Here is a 24,207-nt window from a genome sequence, read left to right on the forward strand (position 1 = left end):
ACATGCTGTCAGTCAAAAGGAGAAACGACGAGTATGATCTGCTGGTGGTCGGAGGTGGCCCCGGTGGCTATGTCGCCGCCATCCGTGCTGCTCAACTGGGTAAACGGGTCGCTTGTGTGGAGAAGGGCAGGACCCTCGGCGGCACCTGCCTCAATGTCGGCTGCATACCGAGCAAGGCCTTGCTCGAATCGTCCGCCAAATATCACGAGTGCACAGCAGCACTGGCGGACCACGGTATTACGGCGGAAGGGGTTTCCTTTGATCTGAAAAAGATGATGGACCGCAAGGAGACCATTATTCAGACCCTTGCCTCCGGCATTGACTTTCTCTTCAAGAAGAACAGGATCCAGAGATTTTCCGGTATTGCCCACCTGCTGGATAACCGGATGGTCCAGATTACCGGCGAGAGCGACGTAAAAGTGCATGCCGGAGCCGTGCTGATAGCCACCGGGAGCAGAGCCGCCGCCATTCCGGGGGTGGATTTCGACGGCAGCCGGGTGGTCTCAAGTACCGAGGCGCTCGCCTTTTCCGAGGTGCCACGGCGGCTGGTGGTGGTGGGAGCCGGGGCAATCGGGCTAGAGCTGGGGTCGGTATGGCTCCGGCTTGGCGCGGAAGTGACGGTGGTGGAGTCTCTGGACCGAATATTGCCGGCTGCGGATAAAGACATCTCAAAACAAGCCCTGCGCCTCTTCAAGAAGCAGGGCTTCAAGTTTGTTCTGGGTGCCGGGGTCGAGGGTGTCGAGCCGGACGGTGAAGGCTGCCGGGTCACGATTGCCGGCCGGGAATCACTATCTGCCGATAAGGTCCTGTTGGCCGCCGGACGAAAACCGTGCATCGATGGATTGGGTTTTACAGAACTGGGCGGCAGGACCGATCGGTGGGGCTTCATCGAAGTGGATTCCTGCTGGCAGACCTCGCTGCCCGGGGTCTATGCCGTCGGCGATGTGATCGGTGGAGCGATGCTGGCCCATAAGGCCTCCGCAGAAGGCCTGGCCTGTGTGGAAAAGCTGTTCACCGGGTACGGTCATGTCAATTATCGAGCACTGCCCAGTATCGTCTATACCCACCCGGAGGTTGCCTTTGTCGGACAGACCGAGGAATCTTTAACGAGGGAGGGAGTGCCGATCAAAGCGGGCACCTGCTCGTTCAAGGCCAACGGCAGGGCACTCGCCCTCGGTGATGCCGACGGGCTGATCAAAGTCATTGCCCACCGGGATACCGATCGACTGTTGGGCGTCCACATGATCGGCGGTCAGGCCGGAGACCTGCTCGCCGAAGCGGTGGCCGCCATGGAATTTGCAGCCAGCAGCGAAGATCTGGCCCGCGTCTGCCATGCCCATCCAACACGGTCTGAAGCACTTCAGGAAGCCGCTCGCTCTATTGAACAAGCCGCCATCCATCAATAACCCGTACGGAAAGCAAAACCAAGACCACAAGGAGCGCGATATGGGTACCAATCTTACCCGCAAAATCATAGAATCGCATTGTGTTGCAGGCCGGCTTCAGCCAGGCGAAGAAATAGCCCTGAAAATTGATCATACCCTGCTGCAGGACGCCACCGGCACCATGGCGATGCTCGAATTCGAGTCGTTGGGGCTGGACCGGGTCCGGGTCGATCTCGCCGCCCAGTATGTAGACCACAACCTGCTGCAGACCGATTTCAGGAATGCCGACGACCACCGCTACCTGCAAAGCACCTGTGCCCGCTATGGCATACATTTCAGTAGACCGGGCAACGGCATCTCCCATCAGGTCCATCTGGAGAATTTCGGCAAACCCGGACTCACTCTGCTCGGTGCCGACAGCCACACCCCTGCAGCCGCCGGCCTCTCCATGCTCGCCTTTGGCGCCGGCGGACTCGATATCGCGTTGGCCATGGCGGGACGTCCCTATTTCCTGCCCTGCCCGAAGGTACTGGGAGTACGGCTTGAAGGCAGCCTGCCGTCGTGGATAAGCGCCAAGGATATCATCCTCGAGATGCTGCGTCGCTACGGCGTCAAAGGATGCCGGGGAATGGTCGTGGAATATTACGGGCCGGGGGTCGCCACTCTGACCGTAGAGGATCGAGCCGCCATCGGCAATATGGGAACGGAACTCGGGGCGACCAGCTCGCTCTTTCCCTCGGACGAAAACACCCGGAACTACCTTGCCTCCCAACAACGAAAAGCGGATTGGCAGGCACTGGAGGCGGATGAGAACGCAGTGTACGATGAATACGACGTGATAGATCTGGCCGAAGTCGAGCCACTAATCGCCTGCCCGTCGTCTCCCGGCGATGTCGTTGCGGTGCGCGAGGTGGCGGGCACCCCTGTCGATCAGGTCATAATCGGATCCAGCGCCAATAGCGGCCTGAAAGACCTGCTGCGGGTCTCATCGATCATGGCAGGACGACACAGCGCAGCCCACACCGATCTGCAAATCAATCCCGGCAGCCGCCAAGTACTTGAAAACGTGATAGCGGCCGACGGGTTGCTACCGCTCGTCACGGCCGGCGCCAAAATCAACCAGTCCGGATGCCTGGGATGCATCGGTATGGGGCAAGCACCGGGTACCGGCCAGGTAAGTCTTCGCACCTTTCCCAGAAATTTTCCCGGCCGTTCCGGCACAAAAGACGACCGGGTGTACCTCTGCTCACCGGAAACAGCGGCGGCCGCGGCACTGAAGGGTGTTATAACGGATCCCCGCGCACTGGCGGACGAGATGGCGTATCCGGAGGTTCATGATCCGGAGCAGCGACTGGTGGACAGGTCTTCTATTGTTTTCCCTTCCGAAGAGTTGCAGGCAACCGAGGTCGTCCGCGGACCGAATATCGTACCGCTGCCGGATTTTGCCCCGTTGCCGGAAAGCCTGGAGCTACGGGTGGCCTTGAAGGTCGGCGACAACCTCTCGACGGACGCCATCATGCCGGCAGGCAACACCGTGCTGCCGCTGCGGTCGAACATCGAAGCAATCAGCAAGTTCGTCTTCTACCAGGTTGACCAAGATTTTCATGACCGGTGCCGTCTCCTCGGCGATGGCGCAGTAATCGGCGGTGAAAACTACGGCCAGGGATCGAGCCGGGAACACGCCGCCCTGGCCCCGCGCTTTCTCGGGATACGCATTAAGATAACAAAGAGCTACGCCCGCATCCACCAGGCGAACCTGTGCAATTTCGGCATTCTTCCGCTGATTTTCAACGATCCTGACGATTATGATGCCATAACAAACTCGTCGGTTATCGAACTACCCGGTATCAGAGCCAGTGTCGAGAGCGGGGCTACAGAGATCGCCATCCGGGTTGACGGCAAGGAGATGATCACCCTGCTGGAGGTTTCCGACCGGCAGCGGCAGAGCCTGCTTGCCGGCGGGACGTTGAACCTAGTGCGGCAGGAACTGGGAGGAGAGCAGCTCCTCAATCCCTGAGTCGGTTCGATCTCAACTTTACTGGAAAACGAGCCGAAGTATGGTATGTTGATCGCGTTTTTGCCCCGTCTCCGAAGCATGGTCCAAGCGGGGTCTCTAGATCCCCGGCCGCAGGTCTCCCGGAGCGTATCGTTCCGGGGTGGCCAGCCAGAACTGTGAGGCGTTTCATGTCTGATTCATCGTTTCTTGCCCGATCGGTCAACTCGCTCTTCCCCACATTCCAGGCCAAGGTTGCCGGAATGCTCTGGTTGCTGCTCGGCTGTCACCTGGTCGGCGGTCTCCTGCTGGTGGCCGGTGCCGTGGTGTCGTCCGATCTGCGCCTGCTACTGGTGCTTCCGGCGGCGGTCATTTTTGCTGCCGCGCTGCTGCTCGGCATCGCTTTCGCCGCCGCGCTGCGCGACGAACAACGGACCATCGCCCGCGACATCGCCACGCTCTATGACAGCGACAACAAGGAAATTCAACTATTCCTGCCGAAAACCGAGACGGCAACGGAAACCGGCCGACTGCTCCGCACCAGCTACGGCAGCGTGCTGACCGGTATTCGCGCCCTGGTCGAAGATATCCGGCGCATCGGCATCAGTATTGCCGTCGATACCACCAAGGTCAGCCGTCTGGTCTCATCCACCGCCGGCAAGGCTGCCCGGCAGCAGGAAATCTCCCACGAAGTGTCATCGGCCAGCAGCCAATCGAGCAACGCCATTGCCGAGGTCTCGAAAAGCGTGCAATACGTCGCCGATAATACCACCAACAACCTCGACATGGTTCGCGGCTCGCACACCGAACTGATGGAGGTGACCGGAAAGATAGAGCAGATCAGCGGGGCCGTCGAATTGTTTCAACAGACGGTCGAGGAGCTCAGCCAAAGCTCCGCCTCGATCCTCAAGGTAGTCTCCACCATCAACGATATCGCCGAGCAGACCAATCTGCTGTCCCTCAATGCGACCATCGAAGCGGCCCGGGCCGGCGAGCACGGTAAGGGGTTTGCGGTGGTCGCCGAAGAGGTCCGGGAGCTGGCCAAGCGGGTCAAACCGGCAACCACGGAAATCTCGGAAAACATTCAGGCGATGATCGCCATCGTCGAAAAGACCGAGCGGGGCACCACTGAAATCAGCCGGTATACTGCCGACACCAGTGGGGTGATTGGCAAAACCACCAGCAATTTCGACCGCATGGTGCACGATTTCGAGCAAATCAACGACCAGTTGATGAAGGTCGCCGCGGCAATGACCGAGCTGGCGACGGCCAACAGCGAAGTCTCGGACAACATCGGCGGCATCGACACCCTCTGCCGGGAAATCGCCGGTTCGATGCACAGTTCCGAACAATCGGTGGAAACCCTGAGCAACCTGACCGAATCGATGCTGGAAATGGTGTCGACATTTCGCACCGGCGAGGGGACCTTCGACCGGTTGATCGGCTGGGCACAGACTGCCCGGGAACGGGTGCAACAGGAAATCGAAACCATCGGCAAAAGCGGTGCCAATCTCTTCGACACCTCGTATCGAAAGATCCCCAACACCAACCCGCAAAAATTAGAAACGACCTACACGGCCGCCTTCCACCGCAGCATCCAACCGCTCTTCGATGCGCTGAAGAAAGAGATGAACGGCGTCATCTACAGCATCGCCGTCGATCGCAACGGCTATTCACCGACCCACCATGCCGAATTTTCCCGGCCGCCCAGCGGCGACCCGCAGCAGGATCTGTTGTACAGCCGACACATGCGCATGTTCAACAGTAACAAGACCGAGAAGCGGCGCTGCAGTCACACCAAGCCGATGCTGCTGCAGACCTATATGCGCGACACTGGCGAGATCCTCAACGATCTGTCCCTGCCAATCATGATCAATGGCAAACACTGGGGCGCGTTGATCATCGGCTTCGATCCGAAAAACTTCGGTTAGCCGCCGGCGGCCTACAGCGGCCGCGGCAGCATCACACCGGTATCCCCCAGATCTCGTTGGCGTATTGCTTGATTGTCCGGTCGGTGGAGAATTTGCCCATTCGCGCGACGTTGAGCACCGCCATCCGCGTCCAGCGCTCCTGGTCGAGAAAGGCCTCGTTGACTTGGTGCTGAGAGTCGATATACGACTCGAAATCGCGGATCAGCAGATACTGGTCATGCGGACTCATCAAGCTGTCGACCAACGGCTTGAAGAGATTGCGATCACCGAGCGAAAACGAGCCGTCGGCCAGGGCTTCGATCACCTCGTCAACCTCCGGATTTTCCCGGCAGATCTGCTCCGGAGTCCGGCTGTTGCGGATTCGCTCGAATTCCGCTTCTTCGGCGTTGAGGCCGAAAATGAAGATATTCTCATCACCTACCTCCTCGCGAATCTCGATATTGGCCCCGTCCAGCGTGCCGATGGTCAGGGCGCCGTTGAGGGCGAACTTCATATTGCCGGTCCCTGAAGCTTCGGTGCCGGCGGTGGATATCTGCTCGGAGAGATCGGCCGCCGGGATGATCATCTCGGCCTGGCTGACGTTATAGTTGGGCAGGAAAACAACCCTCAACCGATCGCCGATGCGCGGGTCGTGGTTGACTACCTCGGCGATCGAATTGATCAGCTTGATGATCAGCTTGGCCCGCCAATAGGACGGCGCCGCCTTGCCGGCGAAGATCACGGTGCGCGGCGGCAGGTTCAGCTTCGGCTGGGTGACGAACTTCTGGTAGAGGTAGATCACGTGCAGTGCGTTGAGCAGTTGCCGTTTGTATTCGTGGATGCGCTTGACCTGGACGTCGAACATCGTTTCCGGGCTGACCTCGACGCCGGTGGCCAGGTTGATATAGGTGGCCAGCCGCGTTTTATTCTCCAGCTTGACCTGCCGGAATGCCTCCCGGAATTCCGCGTCGTCGGCCAGTGGTTCGAGCTCGTGGAGCTTGTCGAGGTCTACCTCCCAGCCTTCGCCGATGCGGCTGTTGATAAGGGCTGATAGCTGCGGATTGGCCTTGAGCAACCAGCGACGCGGCGTGATGCCGTTGGTCTTGGAGTTGAACCGGTCCGGATACAGTGCATTGAAGTCCTTGAAGATACGCTCCTTGAGCAACCGCGTATGCAGCGCGGCCACGCCGTTGACGGAGTGCGAACCGATAATGGCCAGATGAGCCATCCGCACCATTTTCGGATACCCCTCCTCGATGATCGACATGCGTCGCAGCTTGTCGTGATCACCGGGATATTCCTGGGCGATCTGGTCGAGAAAACGCTGGTTAATCTCGTAGATGATCTGCAGGTGACGGGGCAGCACCTTGCCGAGCAGGTCCACCGACCAGCGCTCGAGCGCCTCCGGCATCAGGGTGTGGTTGGTGTATGCGAACGTCTTCGTGCTGATATCCCAGGCCTTTTCCCAGTTCAGCCCCTCCTCGTCAAGCAGTAGCCGCATCAATTCGGGAATGGCGATGGCCGGGTGGGTGTCGTTGAGCTGGACGGCGACTTCGTCGTAGAATGTGTCGAAGGTCTGATTTTGTTTTTTGTAGCGCCTCATGATGTCCTGGAAAGTGGCGCAGACGAAAAAGTATTGCTGTTTCAGGCGCAACTCCTGGCCGGCATAGTTGTGGTCGGGCGGATAGAGCACCTTGGAGATGGTCTCGGAGCTGACCTTGTGCTGCACCGCGCCGATATAGTCGCCCTCGCCGAAATGGGTCAGGTCGAGTTCCCGCGAGGCCCGGGCCGCCCAGAGCCGCATGTTGATCACATGGTCGTTCTTGTAACCCGGCACCAGGATATCGCACGGCATGGCCATGACATCCTCGGTTTCGATCCATTTGGTGCGATAGCAGCCTTTCTCGTCCTGAAAACTGGTTACCTTGCCGTAAAATTTGACGCAGAACACCGGCAGGCGACGTTCGAACTCCCAGGGAGTCCCGTAGCGCAGCCAGTTGTCGGGGCTCTCCACCTGATAGCCGTTGATCAATTGCTGGTTGAACAGTCCGTATTCGTAGCGAATACCGTACCCGTAGGCCGGAATCTTCAGGGTGGCGATGGAATCCATGAAGCAGGCGGCCAGCCGGCCGAGTCCGCCATTGCCGAGGGCGGCATCTTCTTCCTGTTCCCGGATCTCCTCGAGCGTATAGCCAAGCCCCTCGATCGCCTGGTCCACTTCCTCCCACAGGCCGAGATTGATGATGGCATTGCCGAGCGACCGGCCGATCAGGAACTCGAGGGACAGGTAGTAGACCCGTTTCTTTTCCTTGGCGTAATACCTCTTCTGGGTTTTAATCCACTTTTCCACCATGATGTCGCGCATCGTAAAGGCCAGCGCCTTGTAAATATCGGACGCACCGGAGCGTTCCGGGTCCCGCCCCTGAAAGCTGATCAGGTGGTGAATGATATTGTCCTGGATCGATTTGACGGTGGTCGGGAAATACTGTTCCCGGGCACTCTTCTTGCTGGCTTCACTCAATACATCTGGGGTCGGTATGCTCATCTGTGCTTCTCTCAAAGGTTGGGCCGTTTACGGCGGATATGAAACAGGAGACAATCGATCACCCTCGCCTACAGGCGGCCCTGATGCTGACGCGGAGCGAGACAATCGACTGCAGAAACAATGACCGGATGACCTTACCTCAGGTTCATCTCGGTTTCGTGAATATGCCATCATGGTTATCTTGCGAAGCGATCCGAAGGGGTCGCCGTAAGCCGGGCTGATCGAACGGGGCGTCTGCACTATGATGCCATGATTGACCACGTTCTGTCCAGCTTCTATTGGTCCAACCGCTCCCCAATGGCAAATAATATCACATTGTGGTATAGAAAATCTTTGTATGATGGCTATTATCTCGTGATGTTCGATGTTACCACCGATCCCCATACTCACTGAGCACATCTTCACATTCTCTCGAGGAGCGCATGGCACACAATTCGGCAACCGTCAGCAAACAGACTTTTTATCTGACCATCTTTCTCATCTTTATTGCCGGTTTTCTTGCCGGCGTGGTCTTTACCGTCTTTCGCACCGACGATGCGCCGGCCGGCAGCCCCGGGACAACGCAGGGTCAGCAAGCTTTGCCGCAGCAGCAGGCGGATGCGATCCTCCATCTAGAGGCGGAAGTTACCGCCCATCCGGACAACTTCGACGCCTGGACCCAACTCGGCCACCTCTATTTCGACACCAACCAGCCCGAAAAAGCGATAGGCGCCTACACCAAGGCGCTCGAACTGCACAGCGGCAGTGCCGACCTGTGGACCGACCTCGGCGTTATGTACCGGCGCAGCGGTGATCCGAGTAAGGCGCTGGAATCGTTCGACAAGGCGATCGCCATCGATCCCGCCCATCTCCAGTCCCGCTTCAACAGGGGCGTCGTCCTCCATTTCGATCTCGACCGGACCGAGGAGGCGCTGGACGCCTGGCGCTCGGTACTTGCCTTGAACAACGACTACCGCATGGCCAACAACCGGCTGCTCAGAGAATTTATCGACAGCGTGGCAAACGAAACCACCAACTGACACGGTCGCCGGCGACCGCTGTTTTGCCCAAGGAGAACACCATGAAATTCGAGACCATCGCATTGCACGGCGGCCAGACCGTCGACCGGGACACCCTGTCGCGTGCTCTGCCTATCTATCGCACCAGCTCCTACGTGTTCAAGAGCACCGAACACGCGGCCAACCTGTTCGCCCTGAAAGAACTCGGCAATATCTACACCCGGATCGGCAACCCGACCCAGGACGTACTCGAACAGCGCATGGCCCAGCTGGAAGGCGGGGCCGCCGCGCTGGCTCTGGCCTCCGGCACCTCGGCGATCTTCTACACGATCATCAACATCTGCTCGCAGGGCGATGAGGTCGTCGCCGCCAACAACCTCTACGGCGGCACCTATATCCAGTTCGCGTCGATCCTGCCACAGCTCGGCATCACCGTGCGCCTTGTCGATCCCGATGACCCGGCCAACTTCGAGCGGGCCATCACCGAGAAGACCCGGGCGATTTTCTGCGAGACCATCGGCAACCCGACGCTCAACGTCATCGATTTTGCCGGTATTGCCGCCGTGGCCAGGGCCCATCACCTGCCACTGATCGTCGATTCGACATTCACCCCGCCCTGCCTGCTCAGGCCGATCGACCACGGCGCCGACGTGGTCATCCATTCGCTGACCAAATGGATCGGCGGGCACGGCACCGGCATCGGCGGCATTGTCGTCGACGCCGGCCGCTTCGACTGGACCGACCCGAAATTCAAGCTCTACAACGAACCGGACGACTCCTATCACGGCCTGCGCTACGCCCACGACCTCGGCGACCTCAACCCGGTGGCCTTCGCCCTGCGCATGCGGCTGGTGCCGCTGCGCAACCTCGGCGCGGCCATCTCGCCGGACAATTGTTGGCTCTTCCTGCAGGGCATCGAGACCCTGGCCCTGCGCATGGAACGGCACTGCAGCAACGCTGCCACGGTCGCCGACCACCTGAAAAACCACGATCGGGTCGACTGGGTCTACTATCCGGGCCTGCCGGGTTCACCGGGCCACGACAACGCGGTACTCTACCTGAAAAACGGCTTCGGCGGTATGGTTACCTTCGGCATCAAGGGCGGCCTGCAGGCCGGCCGCACCTTTATCGAAAACCTCTCCCTGATCTCGCACCTGGCCAATGTCGGCGACGCCAAGTCGCTGGCCATCCATCCGGCCTCCACCACCCACTCCCAGCTCTCTCCGGAGCAGCTGGCCGAGTCGGGTATCGGCGAGGAGATGGTCCGGCTGTCGATCGGCATCGAGCACATCGACGACATCCTCGCCGACATCGATCAGGCGCTGGTCAAAGCGACGGCTTGAGACACCACCCGACTCCGATGAATCAGACGATCGAGACCCATCTGCAAGTCGGCTCGGCGGGCACCAGCGAAAAGAAACTGTTCACCTTTGGTGAGCCGCCGGGCGAGCTGACGCTGGAGAGCGGCGCCCGGCTCGGTCCGATCACCATCGCTTACGAGACCTGGGGAGAGTTGTCGCCGGCACGGGACAATGCGGTGCTGGTCGCCCACGCCTTTTCCGGCGACTCGCACGCCGCCGGCTATTACAAGGACGATCCGCCCGGCGCCAAGCCCGGCTGGTGGGACAGCCTGATCGGCCCGGGCAAGGGACTCGATACCGACCGCTGTTTCGTCATCTGCGCCAATATCCTCGGCGGCTGTTCCGGCTCCACCGGCCCGTCGTCGATCAACCCGCGCACCGGCCGGCCGTACGGCCCCGATTTTCCGATGATGACCATCGGCGACATCGTCGAGACGCAGAAGGCGCTGCTCGACCACCTCGGCATATCTTCGCTGTTGGCGGTGATCGGCGGCTCCGTCGGCGGTATGCAGGTACTCGAGTGGTGCGTCCGCTACCCGGAGATGGTCCGCGCCGCCATCCCGGTCGCCACCACGATGCGCCATTCGGCGCTGGCCATCGCCTTCAACGAGGTGGCCCGCCAGTCGATCATGGCCGACCCGCTCTGGAACCGGGGCAACTACTACGACAGCGAACCGCCGCACCTCGGCCTGGCGGTGGCCCGGATGATCGGCCATGTCACCTATCTCTCCGACGAGGCGCTGCGCCGCAAGTTCGGCCGGCGGCTGCAGGACCGTGAGCGGGTCGGCTACGGCTTCGACGTCGATTTCCAAGTGGAGAGCTACCTGCGCCACCAGGGTTCCAAGTTCGTCCACCGCTTCGACGCCAACTCGCTGCTCTATATCACCAAGGCCGCCGACTATTTCGACCTGGTCGAGCGCCGTCCGCCGGCCCGCTCGATCCGCGACCTGACCGGGGCGGCCACCAGGTTCCTGGTGATCAGCTACACCTCGGACTGGCTCTACCCGACCTACCAGGCCCGGGAACTGGTCAAGGCGCTCAAGCGGGTCGGGCTCAACGTCAGTTTCTGCGAGATCGAGGCCGACTGCGGTCACGACGCTTTTTTAATACCCGACAAACGACTCGGCAGCCTGGTGGGAGGATTTCTCGACAATGTCCGCCGTTCCTGACACCATGCGCTTCGACCTGCGGGTCATCGCCTCGAAGATCGAACCGGGCAGCCGGGTTCTCGACCTCGGCTGCGGCTCCGGCGATCTGCTCGCCTGGCTGGCCGAGAACAAGCAGGTGATCGGCAGCGGCGTCGAGCAGGACAAGACCAAGGCGGCCCTGTGCATCAGTCGCGGCCTGAGCGTCGTGCAGGGCGACATGAACGAGGAGGTCGACGATTACCCGGACAAGTGCTTCGATTACGTCATCCTCAGCCAGACCCTGCAGCAGGTCTGGGAGCCGGCCCGGCTGCTCTATTCGCTGTCGCGGATCGGCCGCCGCTTCATCGTCAGCTTCCCGAATTTCGGCCACTATTCGATCCGTCTGCAGCTGCTGCTCAAAGGAATGGCTCCGAAGAGTGAAGAATTGCCCTACAACTGGTATGATACTCCCAACATCAGAGTCATCACACTGAAGGACTTCCGGCGGTTTGCCCGCGACGTCGGCTACCGGATCGTCGATGAAATCGCCGTCAAGACCGATGCAGACACCGGCAGCGGCAGCGTCATCAGCCGCTGGACCGACCTGCGAGCCTCCTACGGGATCTTTATCATCGAGAAACAGACATGACCACAGACAAACGCACCCCCAGCCCGGCAACCTGTACACTGAACGGCGCACCGTGCCGTACTCGAACCGGTGCCACCGTACTCACGGACATCTGCGAACACCAGAAAGTGAGCGCCTCGTCGAAACATCACCTGGTGCCCGGCGTGGTGGAGCGACTGATGCAATCCTGGAGCACCAAGGAGTGCTACGATCACATCAGCCCGGTCTCCATCCCCTCGCACGGAGCCGTCGTCACGATCATCGAGCAGACCCGCCGCATCCTGTTCCCCGGCTATTTCACCTCGGCCAAACTGCACGCCGCCAACCTGGAGTACTATATCGGCAACGAAACCGCCGAGCTCTACGAAAAGCTAGCCGAGCAGATCACCATGGCCATCCGCCACGACTGCCGGCGCCACGGCCAGCCCTGCACCAACTGCGAGGTGCGGGCCAACGAGATGGCCTACCAGTTCATCGAGCGGTTGCCGGACATCGCCTCGATCCTGGCTCAGGACATCCGCGCCACGCTGGAGGGCGACCCAGCGGTCAACGGGCCGGACGAGATCATCTTCTCCTACCCCGGTCTGCGCGCCATCACCGTCTACCGGATGGCTCACGAACTGCACGCGCTCGGCGTGCCGATCATACCGCGCATCATGACCGAGTGGGCGCACGGCGAGACCGGCATCGACATCAACCCCGGCGCTACCATCGGCCCGGGACTGTTCATCGACCACGGCACGGGAGTGGTGGTCGGCGAGACCACCGTCATCGGCAGCAACGTCCGGATCTACCAGGGCGTCACCCTCGGTGCCCTGTCGCTGCCCCGCGATGCCGGTGAAAAAATGAAACACAAGAAACGCCACCCGACCATTGAGGACAACGTGATTATCTATTCCAACGCCACCATTCTCGGGGGCGACACGGTCATCGGCGCCGGCTCGGTGATCGGTGGCAACATCTGGCTCACCGAGAGCGTGCCCGCCGGCACCAAGGTGGTGCTCAAACGACCGGAGCTGATCTACCAACACTCGCGCGCCGACGCGTGACAAGGAGGAACCCATGGCCCTTGCATTAACCGAGACCTACGGCTGTACCCCGCTGCTCGCCCTGCAGCACTTCGGCAAGGAAAGCGGCGCCACCATCCTGGCCAAACAGGAATCGCGCAACCCGATGGGCAGCGTCAAGTGCCGCATCGCCGTGGCGATGATCGAGGCCGGAATCAGGGACGGCCTGATCAAGGAAACCACCGTCGTCATCGAGCCGACGAGTGGCAACACCGGCCTCGGCCTCGCCTTCGTCTGCGCCGCCAAGGGGCTCAGGTTGATCCTGACCATGCCGGAGTCGATGAGCGTGGAGCGCCGCATGCTGCTCAAACACCTCGGTGCCGAACTGGTACTGACCCCGGCTGCCAAGGGTATGAAAGGGGCGATCGCTGCCGCCGAGGAACTGCTCGAAAGCCATCCGGATAGCTTCATGCCCAACCAGTTCGCCAACCCTGCCAACCCGGAGGTGCACCGCAAGACCACCGCCGAGGAGATCTGGCACGACACCAAGGGCGCCGTCGATATCTTCGTTGCCGGTGTCGGTACCGGCGGCACCATCACCGGGGTGTCGGAAGTCCTCAAAGAGCGCAAGCCAGGCCTGAAGATCGTGGCCGTCGAGCCGACTGCCTCGCCAGTACTGTCCGGAGGCCAACCGGGACCGCACAAGATCCAGGGCATCGGCGCCGGCTTCGTGCCGGACATCCTGAACACCGGGATCATCGACGAGATCGTCCAGGTCACCAACGAGGACGCCATCGAGACCGCCCGGCAACTCGCCCGCGGCGAGGGCATCCTCTGTGGCATCTCCTCCGGGGCCGCCGCCTGGGCGGCACTGCAGGTGGCCCAGCGCCCGGAGAACACGGACAAGACCATCGTCGTCGTGCTACCCGACACCGGCGAGCGCTACCTAAGCACCGACCTGGTCGTCAAAGACGATTGACGGGCCGCAAGGGGTGATATCGGCAAAGACGAGGTCGGACAACTCGCCCGGATAGTGCCATACCCGGCTGGATTATCGAGCCAACCATGCTTATCAGAAAGAGACGAGTATTCTTGTCTCCAGCCGATAGAGCATCATGGAGCATCCACCAGCCAGACACCCGGCAGCCCCGGCCAATGAGGATATGCTGCTGCGCGCTATCAGCGATGGCACGGCAGCGGAGACCGGCTCGGACTTCTTCCGGGCACTGGTCCGGAATCTCAGCCTTGCCCTCGGGACCTATGGCGCCTGGGTAACTGAATACCGAGAAAGCACCAGGCGGCTCCGCTCCCTCGCCTTCTGGCTCGGCGACAACTACATCGAAGACTACGAATACGATATCACCGGCACCCCCTGTGAAGTGTTGCTCCGGGAAAAGACCTACCTGCACATTCCGGAGAACGTGGTCGAGCTCTTCCCGGGGGACCCCGACCTGCCGAAGATCGGGGCGGTGAGTTACATCGGTTTTCCCCTGCTCGACCAGCAGCGCATGATCCTTGGCAATCTGGCCATCGTCGACCGGCGCCCGATCCCCGACTCGTTTCGCAACCTCGCCCTGTTTCGCATCTTTGCCGCCAGAGCCACGGCCGAGATGCTGCGCCTCCGGTCCGAAGCGGAATTACAGGATCGGGAGGCAAAACTGCGCGGCGTGTTCGACGGGGCCCTTGATGCCATCCTCGAACTCGATCAACATTTCCGGATCGCGATGCTCAACCCGGCGGCGCGAAAGCTGTTTGCCATCAGCGAAAGCGACCCGACCGGCAGGGACTTTGAGCCGTTTTTGGCCGGCGGCGATTACGCCCGGCTCCACTCATTTATCCAGGCACTGCAGGAGCGGTCGAAGAACGAGCGCAGCATCTGGATACCCGACGGTCTGACGGTGACAACCAGGCAGGGCAAGACTATCCGCACCGAAGCGACGCTGTCTCAACTCGACACGTCCGGCCCACCTTTTTACGTGCTGATCCTCAGGGACGTTAACGAGCGCTACGAATCGGCACAAACCATCGCCCTGCTGCAGGGAGAAGCCGACTACCTGCGCAGTGAGGTGCAGACCCTGGCCGGTCACGGCGAAATCATCGGCCGCAGCCGGCCGCTCCGGGCCATCATGGAGCTGATCGCTGAAGTCGCTCCCACCGATTCCACGGTGCTGCTCTTCGGGGAGACCGGCACCGGTAAGGAATTGCTGGCCCGCGCCATTCACGCCGCCAGCAGCCGGAAGAACCGGCCGATGATCACCGTCAACTGTGCGGCAATTCCGGACACCTTGCTGGAAAGCGAGTTCTTCGGCCACGAGAAGGGCGCCTTTACCGGAGCGACCCAGCGCCGTGAGGGCCGCTTCAGCCTGGCCGACGGCGGTACCATCTTTCCTGACGAAATCGGCGAGCTGAACCTGGAAATGCAGGCGAAACTCCTGCGGGTGCTCCAGGAAGGAGAGTTCTCACCGGTCGGCAGTTCCCGAAACCGACAGGTGGACGTGCGGGTGATCGCCGCGACCAATCGCGACCTGCTGGAGGAAGTTCGGCAAGGAACCTTTCGCATGGATCTCTACTACCGCCTCAGCATTTTCCCGATAACCATCCCGCCGCTGCGGGAACGGGGTGACGACATCACCCTGCTCGCCAACGGGTTCCTGGAGAAGTATGTAGCCCGGCTGGGCAAGCGGATCGCCCCGCTCTCTCCGCGCCTGCTGCAACGCCTGCGCACCTATTGCTGGCCGGGCAATGTCCGTGAGCTGCAAAACGTCATCGAAAGAGGCGTCATCACCGCGCGGCACGGGGAGTTGAACCTCGACTACGCCCTGCCGCACCCCCCGGCAGGCGAGTTGGATCCGGGCCGACAGGCCGCCCCGGAAGCGGCTCCCCCGGGTGCAATCCTAACCAGCAGCCAACTCCAGCAGATGGAGCGGGACAACCTGCTGCTCGCCCTGAGCACAACCGGCTGGCGGGTTTCCGGTGAAAACGGGGCCGCCCGGCTGCTCGGCATGCCGGCCTCGACCCTGCAATCCCGCATGAAAGCACTGGCCATCAAACGCCCGGCCTGATCCCGCACCGCTGCCGTCAGATGGCCCGCCCGCACTGACCACACACTCCAGTCCGACCTACCTCACATCGTCCCCCCCATGCCGCCGCCTTCTGCACATCTGCGCCCTACCGAGATCTCGGCAAAACCGCTCACGACATCTCGTGACTCACGAAATGTCGGTTTCCCCCAATAATCACCATCTTAAACATAAGATTCTGTAATACCTTATTTTATTTTTTTTATCCCGGATGGCACGCTTCCTGTAATTACCTGGGTGACCGCCGCCGACAACAGGCGGCAGCACTAAACCCCAAAAACCCCCTAGCGGAGGATCCGACAATGCAAGAGCAAGCACAGGTACAGGCAAACATGGTCAATGGCGTCGATGTCGACAAACTCTTCGGCACCATCGATGCCGTCAAAGCAGCCCCGGTGGTCGCCACGTTCAGGTTCCGGGCCAACAACAAGTGGCTCGGCGGCGGACACAACCGCACCACGATCACCAACTTCTACGGTACCCAGCAGGAACATGAGCGAAAAGAACCGTTCACCCTCGACGCCGACGAACCGCCCGTCCTGCTCGGCGAAGACAACGGCCCTAACCCGGTGGAATACGCACTGACCGCACTGGCTGCCTGCGTGACCACATCCATCGTCTACCACGCGGCAGCCCGCGGGGTCACTATTCATGCGATGGAATCACGGCTGGAGGGAGACATCGACCTGCAGGGTTTCCTCGGTCTGCGCGACGACGTGCCGCGCGGCTACAAGCAGATCCGGATGTTCGTGAAGATCGACGCCGATGCCCCGCCGGAAAAACTCGCCGAGATCGTCAAGCTGGGGCCGACCTACTCCCCGGTTTTCGACACCTTCACCCGGCCCGTGCCGGTCTCGGTGGAGCTTGACCGCTAATCTCGACGCAGCACAACAAGCAACAGCGCGGCACGGGCACCGTTGGTCCGTGCCGCGGCGTTGCCCTTCCACCGGTCAGGCTCCTCCGGCAAGAAATTCCCGCAACGCCTCGTTGAACAACTGAGTCTGCTCGATATTGGGCAGGTGGGCGGCATCCGGCAACACCACCAGCGACGAGCCGGCAATGCCTTGATGCAGGGTCTGGGCATAGGCCGGCGGGCAGGCCGGATCGTCGGCGCCGACGATGACCCGGGTCGGCGAAGCGATTTCAGCTAGTCGGCCGCACAGATCCATATCGCGGATCGCCGCAGCGCAGCCGATATACCCATCGACTTCGGTACCGAGGATCATCTCCCGCACTTTGTCCAGCCGCGGATCGCCCGATTCGCGAAACTTCTTGGTGAACCAGCGCTCCAGGGTAGCCGGCATGAGCGCCGCAACTCCGTCCCGCCGGGCGATGTCGATCCGCTCCTGCCACAGCGACGACGGCGGCATCGCACAGGCAGTATCACAGAGACAGAGGGAGCGCACCTTGTCGGGATAGTCCATGGCCAGCAGCTGACCGGTAAAACCGCCCATCGACAAACCGACGAAATGAACCGCCGTGATGCCGAGCGCCTCGATCAGAGCGACCGCGTCCGTGGTCAGCTGCTCGATGGAATAGGATCCGACCGGGGCCTCGGTGCCGCCGTGGCCGCGCTGGTCGTAGCGCAGGACGCGATAGGTCGCGGCGAGCAGCGGCATCTGGTCGTCCCACATGGTGTAATTGGACATCAGGCTGTTGCTCAGCATGACCACCGGCGCCCCAACAGGACCGTCCAGCCGGTAATTGATGGCTATGCCGTTGGCGGTAATGGTTGTCTTCATGGCCACTCCTTACTGGTTTGAATTCAGGCAAGCACCGCCAGCGTGAAGAGCGAGGCGATGGTCGAATAAACGATGGCCCGGCCGATGCTCGCCGACGCAATCCGGTACTGCAGGGCCAGCACGAACGGCATCGCCCCGCACGGTCCGGCGGCGATCAGCAGGGTCGCCTCCCCGCCGATCCGATCCACCCCGGTCAACCCCTGGAACAGCAGCCAGGCCACCAGCGGGTGAAGCAGCACCTTCAGGCCGGTGGTCGCCACCGCCACCCCGTCCCAGCCGCGGCCGCCGGCCCCGGCCAGGATAACCCCGAGCGAGAACAGCGCAGCGGGCGCGGCGGCGCTGCCGGTAAACGTGCAGAAGGTGCGGATGCCGGCCGGCATCTCCAGCCCGAGTACATTCACTGCCAGACCGAGCGCGATGGCGACCAGGACCGGGTTGCGCAGGAAGAACCGCCCCACCTTCCACAGCGGTTCATCACGGTGCGAGGCAATCTCAAGACCGATAATGGTACCGGCGAAAATCACCGTGGTGTCGACGACAATCACCGCCGTGATCGGGATGGCCGCCTGGTCGCCATAGAGAAACTGGGCGATGGGCAGCACGAAAAACACGTGATTGACGAAACAGGAGGCCATGCCAATCAGCAGCGCCTCACCCCAGTCCCGCCGGAACACCAGCCGGGCCAGCGCCGCACCGACGGCAAAGAGAATCATCTCGGAGACAAAATAGAGAACCAGCAATCGCCAGTCCACCTGCCGAAACGCCGCATCGGAGAGCAGCGAGAAGAGTAGCGCCGGCACGGCCACGAAAAAAACGAAGCGGTTTATCGCCTGGGCGCTGGCGTTATCAAAGAAACCGCGCCGGCCAAAAAACAGGCCGACCAGCATGATCGCGAACACCGGCAGGATAGGATTGAAAAAGGTGGCGACGATCGCCTGCATGATAGCGTGGCTCCGATAAGCGAATCTGCCCGACTCTCAACCGGGACCGCACCTCCCGGCCCCCTCCCCTAACCGCGCGACATCGGATCCCGTCCCCGGTTGGCCTCAGCACGAATCTTCCACACCAACAAACTCAAGACGCCAAGCATTGCCAGCGCCCCGAAGAACCCGAACACGCTGGCCATTCTGCTACCGAACGCCAAGCCAAGTCCGCAGACCATGACCAACACGGCAAGCAACGTCAGCCCCCCGTAAAATACAACCTGCAACACCACCGCTCGTTTTCCTGATTCCATTCTATCGCACCCCGGCCATAAACGCAGATGAAACCACTATAGCATCTCAATACCTGAAAACACAGTCCGGATCTCAGGACCTCTCAATCGGCACTTCCTTCCGCTGGTTTTCCCTGGCTGCCACTCACCGCAACTGATGAGCATCCATGATCCCCAAGACGATCGAGTGGACTGACCGTTCCCTCAAATTGGCCAAGGAGGCGTTGTGTCTCAGATACTAATAACACCACAGGCAGCCGCCTTCTCTGCTGACCACGTAGCGCTTCTTTCATGTCGCCGATATCCCGTCTTATTTTCTCAGTTCTTCTGGCATAACGCTTCAACCTCAAGGTGGTGACAAGTTGTTGAAGAGAAGAGGCGGTGTCAAACATGCCCTGTTCGTCTATCTCCACCAGCGATTTCGGCTCCGTACTGCTTCCCAAAAAATGAACGAAGTACAGTCGGACGGCCTGTTCAGCCTGAACTACCTGCCAACGTGGAATAATACGCTCATTTTTGAGATGACCAAGGAAGAACTCGAGCTGTTCATGCCAGAGGTAATTCTGCCACTTGCAACGCAACCGAAAAAACAACCCAACCCATCGAACAAGGTGCGGCTCCGATCCTGGTTTTACAATACTGCTCTTTAATAGAAACTCTGCAAACGATGCATCCTGAAATCTTATATCGCGTGATGTATCCATACCCCCTCCAGCACAACCCGAATAACAGATTTCCCCACTTAGGCGAATTACGTCTAAGTAGTTATTTTGTAATTATTTCTCATTTCGATCAGCAGGAAAATTCTAGTTGCGGTGATCCTAACAATGAGCTAGCTTACCTTATTGTTCTGACATTTCTCTGACATAGAGCCGCTGGATGGTAATAATTCCCGTCTGAGAGAACAGCATGGACGGCAGGTAGGAGAAGCCTGAGAGATTGATGAAAACCACTTAAGCCGGCCAAATAAGTACTAACCGCGAATTCGCCTAATTAACGTTATTCAGCTAAAACTAATTAAATATATTGAAAGAAGATCATGAAATGCAAAATGTGATTGAAGACTTATACAATTTGACACCACAAGAATTTGAGAGGTTATGCGCACATCTGCTGGTTTATTATGGTTATGAAAATATTAAATTAGTAGGTGGAGTAAATGATCAAGGTGTTGATATAACTTGTGAGAAAAACGGTAGTTCAGTTGTAGTTCAAGTCAAGCATTTAAGAAAAATCTCATTTCAAACAATCCAAAAAGTTCTAAAACAAATATTATCCTCTAACTACACCTTTGATGAAATACTTTTAATTACCTCCTCGTCTGTTAACCAAGTAAGCAGAAAAAGACTTATACAGTCTTTTCCTGATCTTCAATTAACTATCCTTGATTACGACGAAATCACAAGCAAGCTACAGGAAAAAAATGAGTTAGAGCAAGAAGAGCTTAAGGCAGCAAGATCAAGAAGTAGAAAGCAGAGATCACTCTTTGTTATTGGCTTCCTCGGCGCTTTATCTTCAATTTTGGGGTCTTTTATATCCACTTACCTTTTCTTTGCTGAACCTGAAAAGCCACTTTTAAATGAACGTATTGAAAAGGTAGAGTTAGCTTTAGGCAGTCTCAAAAATTTAGAGAACTATTTGGATGATATAAAGGCAGATATGATCCAAACAGAGAAAGAAACAAAAGCTATAGAAATAGAATACCAAAAAGCTAAAGAACTGGAAAAATTAACTAAAGAACAATATGAAGTGATTAGTAAGGCTATAGGTCGAAAATCAACCTACCAAACTATATTTGACTATTCTATGGGTTTGCTATTAGGAGTCGCAGGTTCCTTGATAGCAAGTGTTATCTATACAAGAATAAAGCAAAATAGACTTTTAAAAGAATAAATGATGAATAACCAGTCATTTAACACGGACTCGCTGAGCTCGCCGGTTAATTCAACGTTCAGTGATTTAAGGCTTTCCAGCTCTGGCCATAAGGATAAAGTAACATCATGAAAACAATTCTATGTCTTTTTCCCGTACTACTCTTACTCTTTCTCGACAAACCGTCTTTTGGCCATAGTTGGATGGCACCTGAGGATGCAGCAAAGAGAAAGAACCCGGCACCAGTCTCAACAGAATCTGTGCAACACGGCGAAGCTCTCTTTACGGAGCTGTGCGCATCTTGTCATGGCATCAAAGGAGCTGGATTCTCAAAGGAAAAAACCGGCCTCAGGGTGGATACTCCAAACCTGCCAAGCAACCTTCAGACGCATTCTGATGGTGATTTTCATTGGAAAATAGTGAACGGAAATGACGATATGCCATCATTTGAAGACCACCTGTCTGAAAAAGAAATCTGGAATATCATTAACTATATACGATCATTAATAGATGACCCGAACAGCTAACCGACCGACACAACGAACCGGGGATCTCATCGGTTACGTCCACGGTTCAACGATGAAACGCAATAGATGCTTACGATAGTCGCACTAAAGGCATTGGGGATCTGGGTTGTCATTCTTGTTCTGGCGATTGCCAATGGAGTGTTGCGCGAGTCTTTACTCACACCGGCGTTTGGAACGCCGGCCGCACTCTTGCTGAGTGGAGTGCTGCTGTCGGCTATTATTATTGGTGTTGCATACATATCTCTGCCGTGGCTGCACATCGGCCACCCCGTGCATCTCTGGCTCGTTGGCTTGGGGTGGCTCGCACTCACCCTCGTCTTTGAGTTCTCCTTCGGGCTCTGGCAAGGCAAGTCGTGGCCCGAGTTGCTTGAAGCCTATACGTTCAAGGATGGCAACATCTGGCTCGTCGTCCTCGTGTTGACGGCTCTTGCACCATACATCGCTGCCAAGCTGAGGGGGTGGGTGTAGTATGAGCTAGCAGGGAGAATTCCCATCTGATATACACGGCAAGTTGAACGGCCAGCGGCAATTCATCAAACGGGCTGTTCACGTTTGCAGCAGTACCAGAATCGAAAGCACAACCAGGGTCATGCCGATCCATTCGTACCGATGGATCCGCTCTTTGAAGAAGAGCGTGGTAATGAGTACCGTGAACAAAAACTCAATTTGCCCAAGCGTCTTCACCAGTGCCGCTTCCTGCAGTGCGAATGCGGTAAACCAGCCGATACTGCCCAGTGCGCCGGTAACACCGATAAACCAGCCGATACCCATGTGTTTTTTGAGCCGCCGCCAGTTACTGGGATCTTCACGATGTACCAGGACCGTGCACAGCAGCCCCTGGATAACAATGGATACCGACAGCACAAAAGCAGCCGTGATCATCGGATCGCTCGGAGATAAGAGGCTGGCCTCGCGAAGCAGCACCGACGTGATCGCAAAACACACTCCCGCCGCCAGCCCGTACACCGCAGCCTTGTTCGCCAGCAGAGATCGCACTGACAGATGTGATCTGCGGACACTGACAAAGGCTATCCCGATACAGCCAAGCGCAATGGCCAACCAGTCAAAACCACCGATCGAACGATGAAAGACGGCGAAGGCAAACACTGCAGCCAGCAGGGGTTCCGTTTTGGCATAGGTCGTCGCGACGGCAAAATTGCGCAGACTCAAAACCATTACCAGTAAGACGGTCGCCGCCAATTGAGCGACAGATGCGAGCACGACAAACAGCCAGAAGCGGATTGGCAGCGTCACCAACTCGAAATCAAAATAGAGACTGAGAGTGGCCAGGTAGACAAGTGCCACCGGCAGACCGAACCCATACCGTGCCCAACTCACCGTTACGGAACTGAGGTCGGCGGTCAGTTTCTTTTGCCCGGCGGTGCGGATGGACTGCATGAATGCAGCAAAAATGGTGAAGAAGATCCAGGTCATTGATGGTCTTGTTGAGGGTGCATGCCGATAATACCCACCCTTTCCGGATAAAACGAATAGAAAAATGCCATTTGAACCGACTTGTTATTGTAATATAAGCTTTTGAATACATACTGATGGCAAATCACCAGCCGGTGACTGGCGTTTGACGACTCCCCGCTATCAGGGGGGAAGCATCCGCCGCCAACGTGGCGCTCGCGGGCGAGATCGAAGCGGTGGCAGCGAAAAAATCGTGCACTCCGGCGCAGGTCGCCTTGGCCTGGGGCCTCGGTCGCTCTGAACATATACTGACTTTGACCGGAACGACGAAACTTGACAATCTCAGGTCGAATCTCGGCGCCTACGACGTGCACCTGACCGAGGCTGAACGGTCGGCCCTGAATGCACTGGCGGAACGCGTTATGGGCGATCGCTACGACGAGTGGGGAATGGCCGGCATAAACGGCTGAACCGTTATGCAGGCGTTGCGGGCCGCCGGCCGCCATGGCGCCTGACATCATCGGTATCGGCAAACCAATACCGCCATCACGAAACCGGGAGATCAGTCCGCCGATGGAGACCAAACGATGAAAGTACTCGTGCTCAACGGAAGTCCCCGGCGAGGGGGATCAGTCGCATCACTTCTCAAGACGGTCATAAGAAACGTATCGGCGGAGCATGATATCGAGTGGATTGACGTGTGTGGACTCGACATGAGGTTCTGCACGGGGTGCATGGTCTGCCGAGAAAAAGAACTCTGCATTCTACCCGAAGATGATGCGCATACCGTTGGGAACAAGATACGGGATGCCGATGCCCTGGTTGTCGGCACACCGACCCACTGGGGAAACATGTGCGCCCCGCTCAAACTGCTGTTCGACCGCAATGTTCCGGTATTCATGGGGGAGAGCCCCCGGGGCATGACAGCGCCGCGGCAGAAGGGTAAGCGCGCCGTAATCGTGACGGCGTGCACGACGCCATGGCCATTCAACGTCATCCTTCCGGAAAGCAGGGGGGCTCTCCGGGCAGTCAGGGAAGTTCTGCACTATGGCGGTTACAAAATTGTCGGGACGGTAACCAGACCGGGAACCAAAAAATCAACAGAGATCAACACGTCACTTGAGAAAAAAGCAAATCGACTGGGAGGAAAACTCGTCCAGAGCTAACCGTCCACCGCGTCCACCGGCAAAGGTCGGGTGGGGATCGCACACAAAGCGACAGGATTATAGAGGTGGCTGGAATCGTATCTCCATATATGGGAATTTAATTTCGCTATCTAACCGGAATTTCATTTAAATATATTGCCTGAGCGGATCTGTACTGGTATGGTTTTCAATTCGTAAGCTACGTTTGCAAGCGGTCTCTAGCGGGGGGTAGAGAATATGACGACTCATGAAAGCTGG

At 58.4% G+C, this 24,207-nt stretch carries 22 protein-coding genes; 16 read left to right on the forward strand and 6 right to left on the reverse strand.

Annotated elements, in window-relative coordinates:
• Positions 1 to 2 precede the first annotated feature (2 nt).
• The 3 genes from lpdA (at position 3) to BUC26_RS16120 (ending at position 5,309) form a co-directional block, all read left to right on the forward strand.
• Positions 3 to 1,406 (forward strand): dihydrolipoyl dehydrogenase, encoded by a 1,404-nt coding sequence (lpdA, locus tag BUC26_RS16110; protein ID WP_073377640.1) that lies wholly within the window; start codon positions 3 to 5, stop codon positions 1,404 to 1,406.
• Between the two features lie 40 nt (positions 1,407 to 1,446).
• Positions 1,447 to 3,402, forward strand: coding sequence for an aconitate hydratase (locus tag BUC26_RS16115; protein WP_073377642.1), 1,956 nt, complete (start codon positions 1,447 to 1,449; stop codon positions 3,400 to 3,402).
• Between the two features lie 167 nt (positions 3,403 to 3,569).
• Positions 3,570 to 5,309 carry a methyl-accepting chemotaxis protein gene (locus BUC26_RS16120; protein WP_073377643.1) on the forward strand — a complete coding sequence of 580 codons (1,740 nt, stop codon included), beginning with the start codon at positions 3,570 to 3,572 and terminating at the stop codon, positions 5,307 to 5,309.
• Between the two features lie 31 nt (positions 5,310 to 5,340).
• On the opposite strand, the gene BUC26_RS16125 is transcribed toward BUC26_RS16120, so the two are convergent.
• Positions 5,341 to 7,833: a glycogen/starch/alpha-glucan phosphorylase gene (locus BUC26_RS16125; RefSeq protein ID WP_084540710.1), complete on the reverse strand. Its 2,493-nt coding sequence runs from the start codon at positions 7,831 to 7,833 to the stop codon at positions 5,341 to 5,343.
• Positions 7,834 to 8,255: 422 nt separating this feature from the next.
• Here BUC26_RS16125 and BUC26_RS16130 point away from each other — a divergent pair, with 422 nt between their 5' ends.
• The 8 genes from BUC26_RS16130 to BUC26_RS16165 all read left to right on the forward strand — a co-directional run bounded on the left by BUC26_RS16130 (position 8,256) and on the right by BUC26_RS16165 (position 16,909).
• Entirely contained in the window at positions 8,256 to 8,852 is a 597-nt protein-coding gene (locus BUC26_RS16130) for a tetratricopeptide repeat protein (RefSeq protein ID WP_073377644.1), read from the forward strand.
• A 41-nt stretch (positions 8,853 to 8,893) separates the two neighbouring features.
• The gene (locus BUC26_RS16135) at positions 8,894 to 10,174 is read left to right on the forward strand and encodes an O-acetylhomoserine aminocarboxypropyltransferase/cysteine synthase family protein (protein ID WP_073377646.1); all 1,281 of its coding nucleotides are present in this window, start codon (positions 8,894 to 8,896) and stop codon (positions 10,172 to 10,174) included.
• 17 nt (positions 10,175 to 10,191) lie between these two features.
• Positions 10,192 to 11,361 (forward strand): homoserine O-acetyltransferase MetX, encoded by a 1,170-nt coding sequence (gene metX / locus BUC26_RS16140; RefSeq protein ID WP_073377647.1) that lies wholly within the window; start codon positions 10,192 to 10,194, stop codon positions 11,359 to 11,361.
• Complete coding sequence (metW, locus tag BUC26_RS16145; RefSeq protein WP_208609812.1) at positions 11,345 to 11,968, forward strand: methionine biosynthesis protein MetW; 624 nt, start codon at positions 11,345 to 11,347, stop codon at positions 11,966 to 11,968. The genes metX and metW overlap by 17 nt, the downstream gene beginning before the upstream one ends.
• Complete coding sequence (locus BUC26_RS16150; RefSeq protein WP_143166045.1) at positions 11,965 to 12,996, forward strand: serine O-acetyltransferase; 1,032 nt, start codon at positions 11,965 to 11,967, stop codon at positions 12,994 to 12,996. The genes metW and BUC26_RS16150 overlap by 4 nt, the downstream gene beginning before the upstream one ends.
• 13 nt (positions 12,997 to 13,009) lie before the next feature.
• On the forward strand, positions 13,010 to 13,933 hold the full coding sequence (gene cysK, locus BUC26_RS16155; protein ID WP_073377648.1) for a cysteine synthase A: 924 nt from the start codon (positions 13,010 to 13,012) through the stop codon (positions 13,931 to 13,933).
• A 136-nt stretch (positions 13,934 to 14,069) separates the two neighbouring features.
• Positions 14,070 to 16,016: a sigma-54 interaction domain-containing protein gene (locus tag BUC26_RS16160; RefSeq protein WP_073377650.1), complete on the forward strand. Its 1,947-nt coding sequence runs from the start codon at positions 14,070 to 14,072 to the stop codon at positions 16,014 to 16,016.
• A gap of 320 nt (positions 16,017 to 16,336) precedes the next feature.
• Positions 16,337 to 16,909, forward strand: coding sequence for an OsmC family protein (locus BUC26_RS16165; protein ID WP_244155874.1), 573 nt, complete (start codon positions 16,337 to 16,339; stop codon positions 16,907 to 16,909).
• A 75-nt stretch (positions 16,910 to 16,984) separates the two neighbouring features.
• Here the strand turns inward: BUC26_RS16165 and pcaD are convergent, their stop codons facing one another.
• From pcaD to BUC26_RS16185, 4 genes are all read right to left on the reverse strand, one after another.
• On the reverse strand, positions 16,985 to 17,776 hold the full coding sequence (gene pcaD / locus BUC26_RS16170; RefSeq protein WP_073377651.1) for a 3-oxoadipate enol-lactonase: 792 nt from the start codon (positions 17,774 to 17,776) through the stop codon (positions 16,985 to 16,987).
• 23 nt (positions 17,777 to 17,799) lie between these two features.
• On the reverse strand, positions 17,800 to 18,717 hold the full coding sequence (locus BUC26_RS16175; protein ID WP_073377652.1) for an AEC family transporter: 918 nt from the start codon (positions 18,715 to 18,717) through the stop codon (positions 17,800 to 17,802).
• A gap of 68 nt (positions 18,718 to 18,785) precedes the next feature.
• A complete protein-coding gene (locus BUC26_RS16180) occupies positions 18,786 to 19,013 on the reverse strand; it encodes a hypothetical protein (protein WP_143166046.1) in 228 nt (75 codons plus the stop codon).
• Positions 19,014 to 19,096: 83 nt separating this feature from the next.
• Complete coding sequence (locus BUC26_RS16185; protein WP_073377655.1) at positions 19,097 to 19,696, reverse strand: hypothetical protein; 600 nt, start codon at positions 19,694 to 19,696, stop codon at positions 19,097 to 19,099.
• Positions 19,697 to 20,036: 340 nt separating this feature from the next.
• Between BUC26_RS16185 and BUC26_RS16190 the strand changes: the two genes are divergently transcribed.
• From BUC26_RS16190 to BUC26_RS16200, 3 genes are all read left to right on the forward strand, one after another.
• Positions 20,037 to 20,885 (forward strand): restriction endonuclease, encoded by an 849-nt coding sequence (locus tag BUC26_RS16190; RefSeq protein WP_073377656.1) that lies wholly within the window; start codon positions 20,037 to 20,039, stop codon positions 20,883 to 20,885.
• A gap of 107 nt (positions 20,886 to 20,992) precedes the next feature.
• Positions 20,993 to 21,391, forward strand: a complete 399-nt coding sequence (locus BUC26_RS16195) for a c-type cytochrome (RefSeq protein WP_073377657.1) — start codon at positions 20,993 to 20,995, stop codon at positions 21,389 to 21,391.
• Positions 21,392 to 21,457: 66 nt separating this feature from the next.
• Positions 21,458 to 21,859, forward strand: coding sequence for a hypothetical protein (locus tag BUC26_RS16200; RefSeq protein ID WP_073377659.1), 402 nt, complete (start codon positions 21,458 to 21,460; stop codon positions 21,857 to 21,859).
• 78 nt (positions 21,860 to 21,937) lie between these two features.
• On the opposite strand, the gene BUC26_RS16205 is transcribed toward BUC26_RS16200, so the two are convergent.
• Positions 21,938 to 22,825: a DMT family transporter gene (locus tag BUC26_RS16205; protein WP_073377660.1), complete on the reverse strand. Its 888-nt coding sequence runs from the start codon at positions 22,823 to 22,825 to the stop codon at positions 21,938 to 21,940.
• A gap of 188 nt (positions 22,826 to 23,013) precedes the next feature.
• Here BUC26_RS16205 and BUC26_RS16210 point away from each other — a divergent pair, with 188 nt between their 5' ends.
• Both BUC26_RS16210 and BUC26_RS16215 read left to right on the forward strand, forming a co-directional pair.
• Entirely contained in the window at positions 23,014 to 23,274 is a 261-nt protein-coding gene (locus BUC26_RS16210; RefSeq protein ID WP_073377661.1) for an aldo/keto reductase, read from the forward strand.
• Between the two features lie 117 nt (positions 23,275 to 23,391).
• Positions 23,392 to 23,970: a flavodoxin family protein gene (locus tag BUC26_RS16215; RefSeq protein ID WP_073377663.1), complete on the forward strand. Its 579-nt coding sequence runs from the start codon at positions 23,392 to 23,394 to the stop codon at positions 23,968 to 23,970.
• Positions 23,971 to 24,207: the final 237 nt, after the last annotated feature.

It is taken from the genome of Desulfofustis glycolicus DSM 9705 (assembly GCF_900130015.1).
GTDB classification, from domain to species: Bacteria; Desulfobacterota; Desulfobulbia; order Desulfobulbales; family Desulfocapsaceae; genus Desulfofustis; species Desulfofustis glycolicus.

Coding starts and splice junctions, on each gene's coding strand:
- lpdA (WP_073377640.1), top strand. CDS start 3: ATGCTGTCAGTCAAAAGGAGAAACGACGAGTATGATCTGCTGGTGGTC.
- BUC26_RS16115 (WP_073377642.1), top strand. CDS start 1,447: ATGGGTACCAATCTTACCCGCAAAATCATAGAATCGCATTGTGTTGCA.
- BUC26_RS16120 (WP_073377643.1), top strand. CDS start 3,570: ATGTCTGATTCATCGTTTCTTGCCCGATCGGTCAACTCGCTCTTCCCC.
- BUC26_RS16125 (WP_084540710.1), bottom strand. CDS start 7,833: ATGAGCATACCGACCCCAGATGTATTGAGTGAAGCCAGCAAGAAGAGT.
- BUC26_RS16130 (WP_073377644.1), top strand. CDS start 8,256: ATGGCACACAATTCGGCAACCGTCAGCAAACAGACTTTTTATCTGACC.
- BUC26_RS16135 (WP_073377646.1), top strand. CDS start 8,894: ATGAAATTCGAGACCATCGCATTGCACGGCGGCCAGACCGTCGACCGG.
- metX (WP_073377647.1), top strand. CDS start 10,192: ATGAATCAGACGATCGAGACCCATCTGCAAGTCGGCTCGGCGGGCACC.
- metW (WP_208609812.1), top strand. CDS start 11,345: ATGTCCGCCGTTCCTGACACCATGCGCTTCGACCTGCGGGTCATCGCC.
- BUC26_RS16150 (WP_143166045.1), top strand. CDS start 11,965: ATGACCACAGACAAACGCACCCCCAGCCCGGCAACCTGTACACTGAAC.
- cysK (WP_073377648.1), top strand. CDS start 13,010: ATGGCCCTTGCATTAACCGAGACCTACGGCTGTACCCCGCTGCTCGCC.
- BUC26_RS16160 (WP_073377650.1), top strand. CDS start 14,070: ATGGAGCATCCACCAGCCAGACACCCGGCAGCCCCGGCCAATGAGGAT.
- BUC26_RS16165 (WP_244155874.1), top strand. CDS start 16,337: ATGCAAGAGCAAGCACAGGTACAGGCAAACATGGTCAATGGCGTCGAT.
- pcaD (WP_073377651.1), bottom strand. CDS start 17,776: ATGAAGACAACCATTACCGCCAACGGCATAGCCATCAATTACCGGCTG.
- BUC26_RS16175 (WP_073377652.1), bottom strand. CDS start 18,717: ATGCAGGCGATCGTCGCCACCTTTTTCAATCCTATCCTGCCGGTGTTC.
- BUC26_RS16180 (WP_143166046.1), bottom strand. CDS start 19,013: ATGGAATCAGGAAAACGAGCGGTGGTGTTGCAGGTTGTATTTTACGGG.
- BUC26_RS16185 (WP_073377655.1), bottom strand. CDS start 19,696: ATGGATACATCACGCGATATAAGATTTCAGGATGCATCGTTTGCAGAG.
- BUC26_RS16190 (WP_073377656.1), top strand. CDS start 20,037: ATGCAAAATGTGATTGAAGACTTATACAATTTGACACCACAAGAATTT.
- BUC26_RS16195 (WP_073377657.1), top strand. CDS start 20,993: ATGAAAACAATTCTATGTCTTTTTCCCGTACTACTCTTACTCTTTCTC.
- BUC26_RS16200 (WP_073377659.1), top strand. CDS start 21,458: ATGCTTACGATAGTCGCACTAAAGGCATTGGGGATCTGGGTTGTCATT.
- BUC26_RS16205 (WP_073377660.1), bottom strand. CDS start 22,825: ATGACCTGGATCTTCTTCACCATTTTTGCTGCATTCATGCAGTCCATC.
- BUC26_RS16215 (WP_073377663.1), top strand. CDS start 23,392: ATGAAAGTACTCGTGCTCAACGGAAGTCCCCGGCGAGGGGGATCAGTC.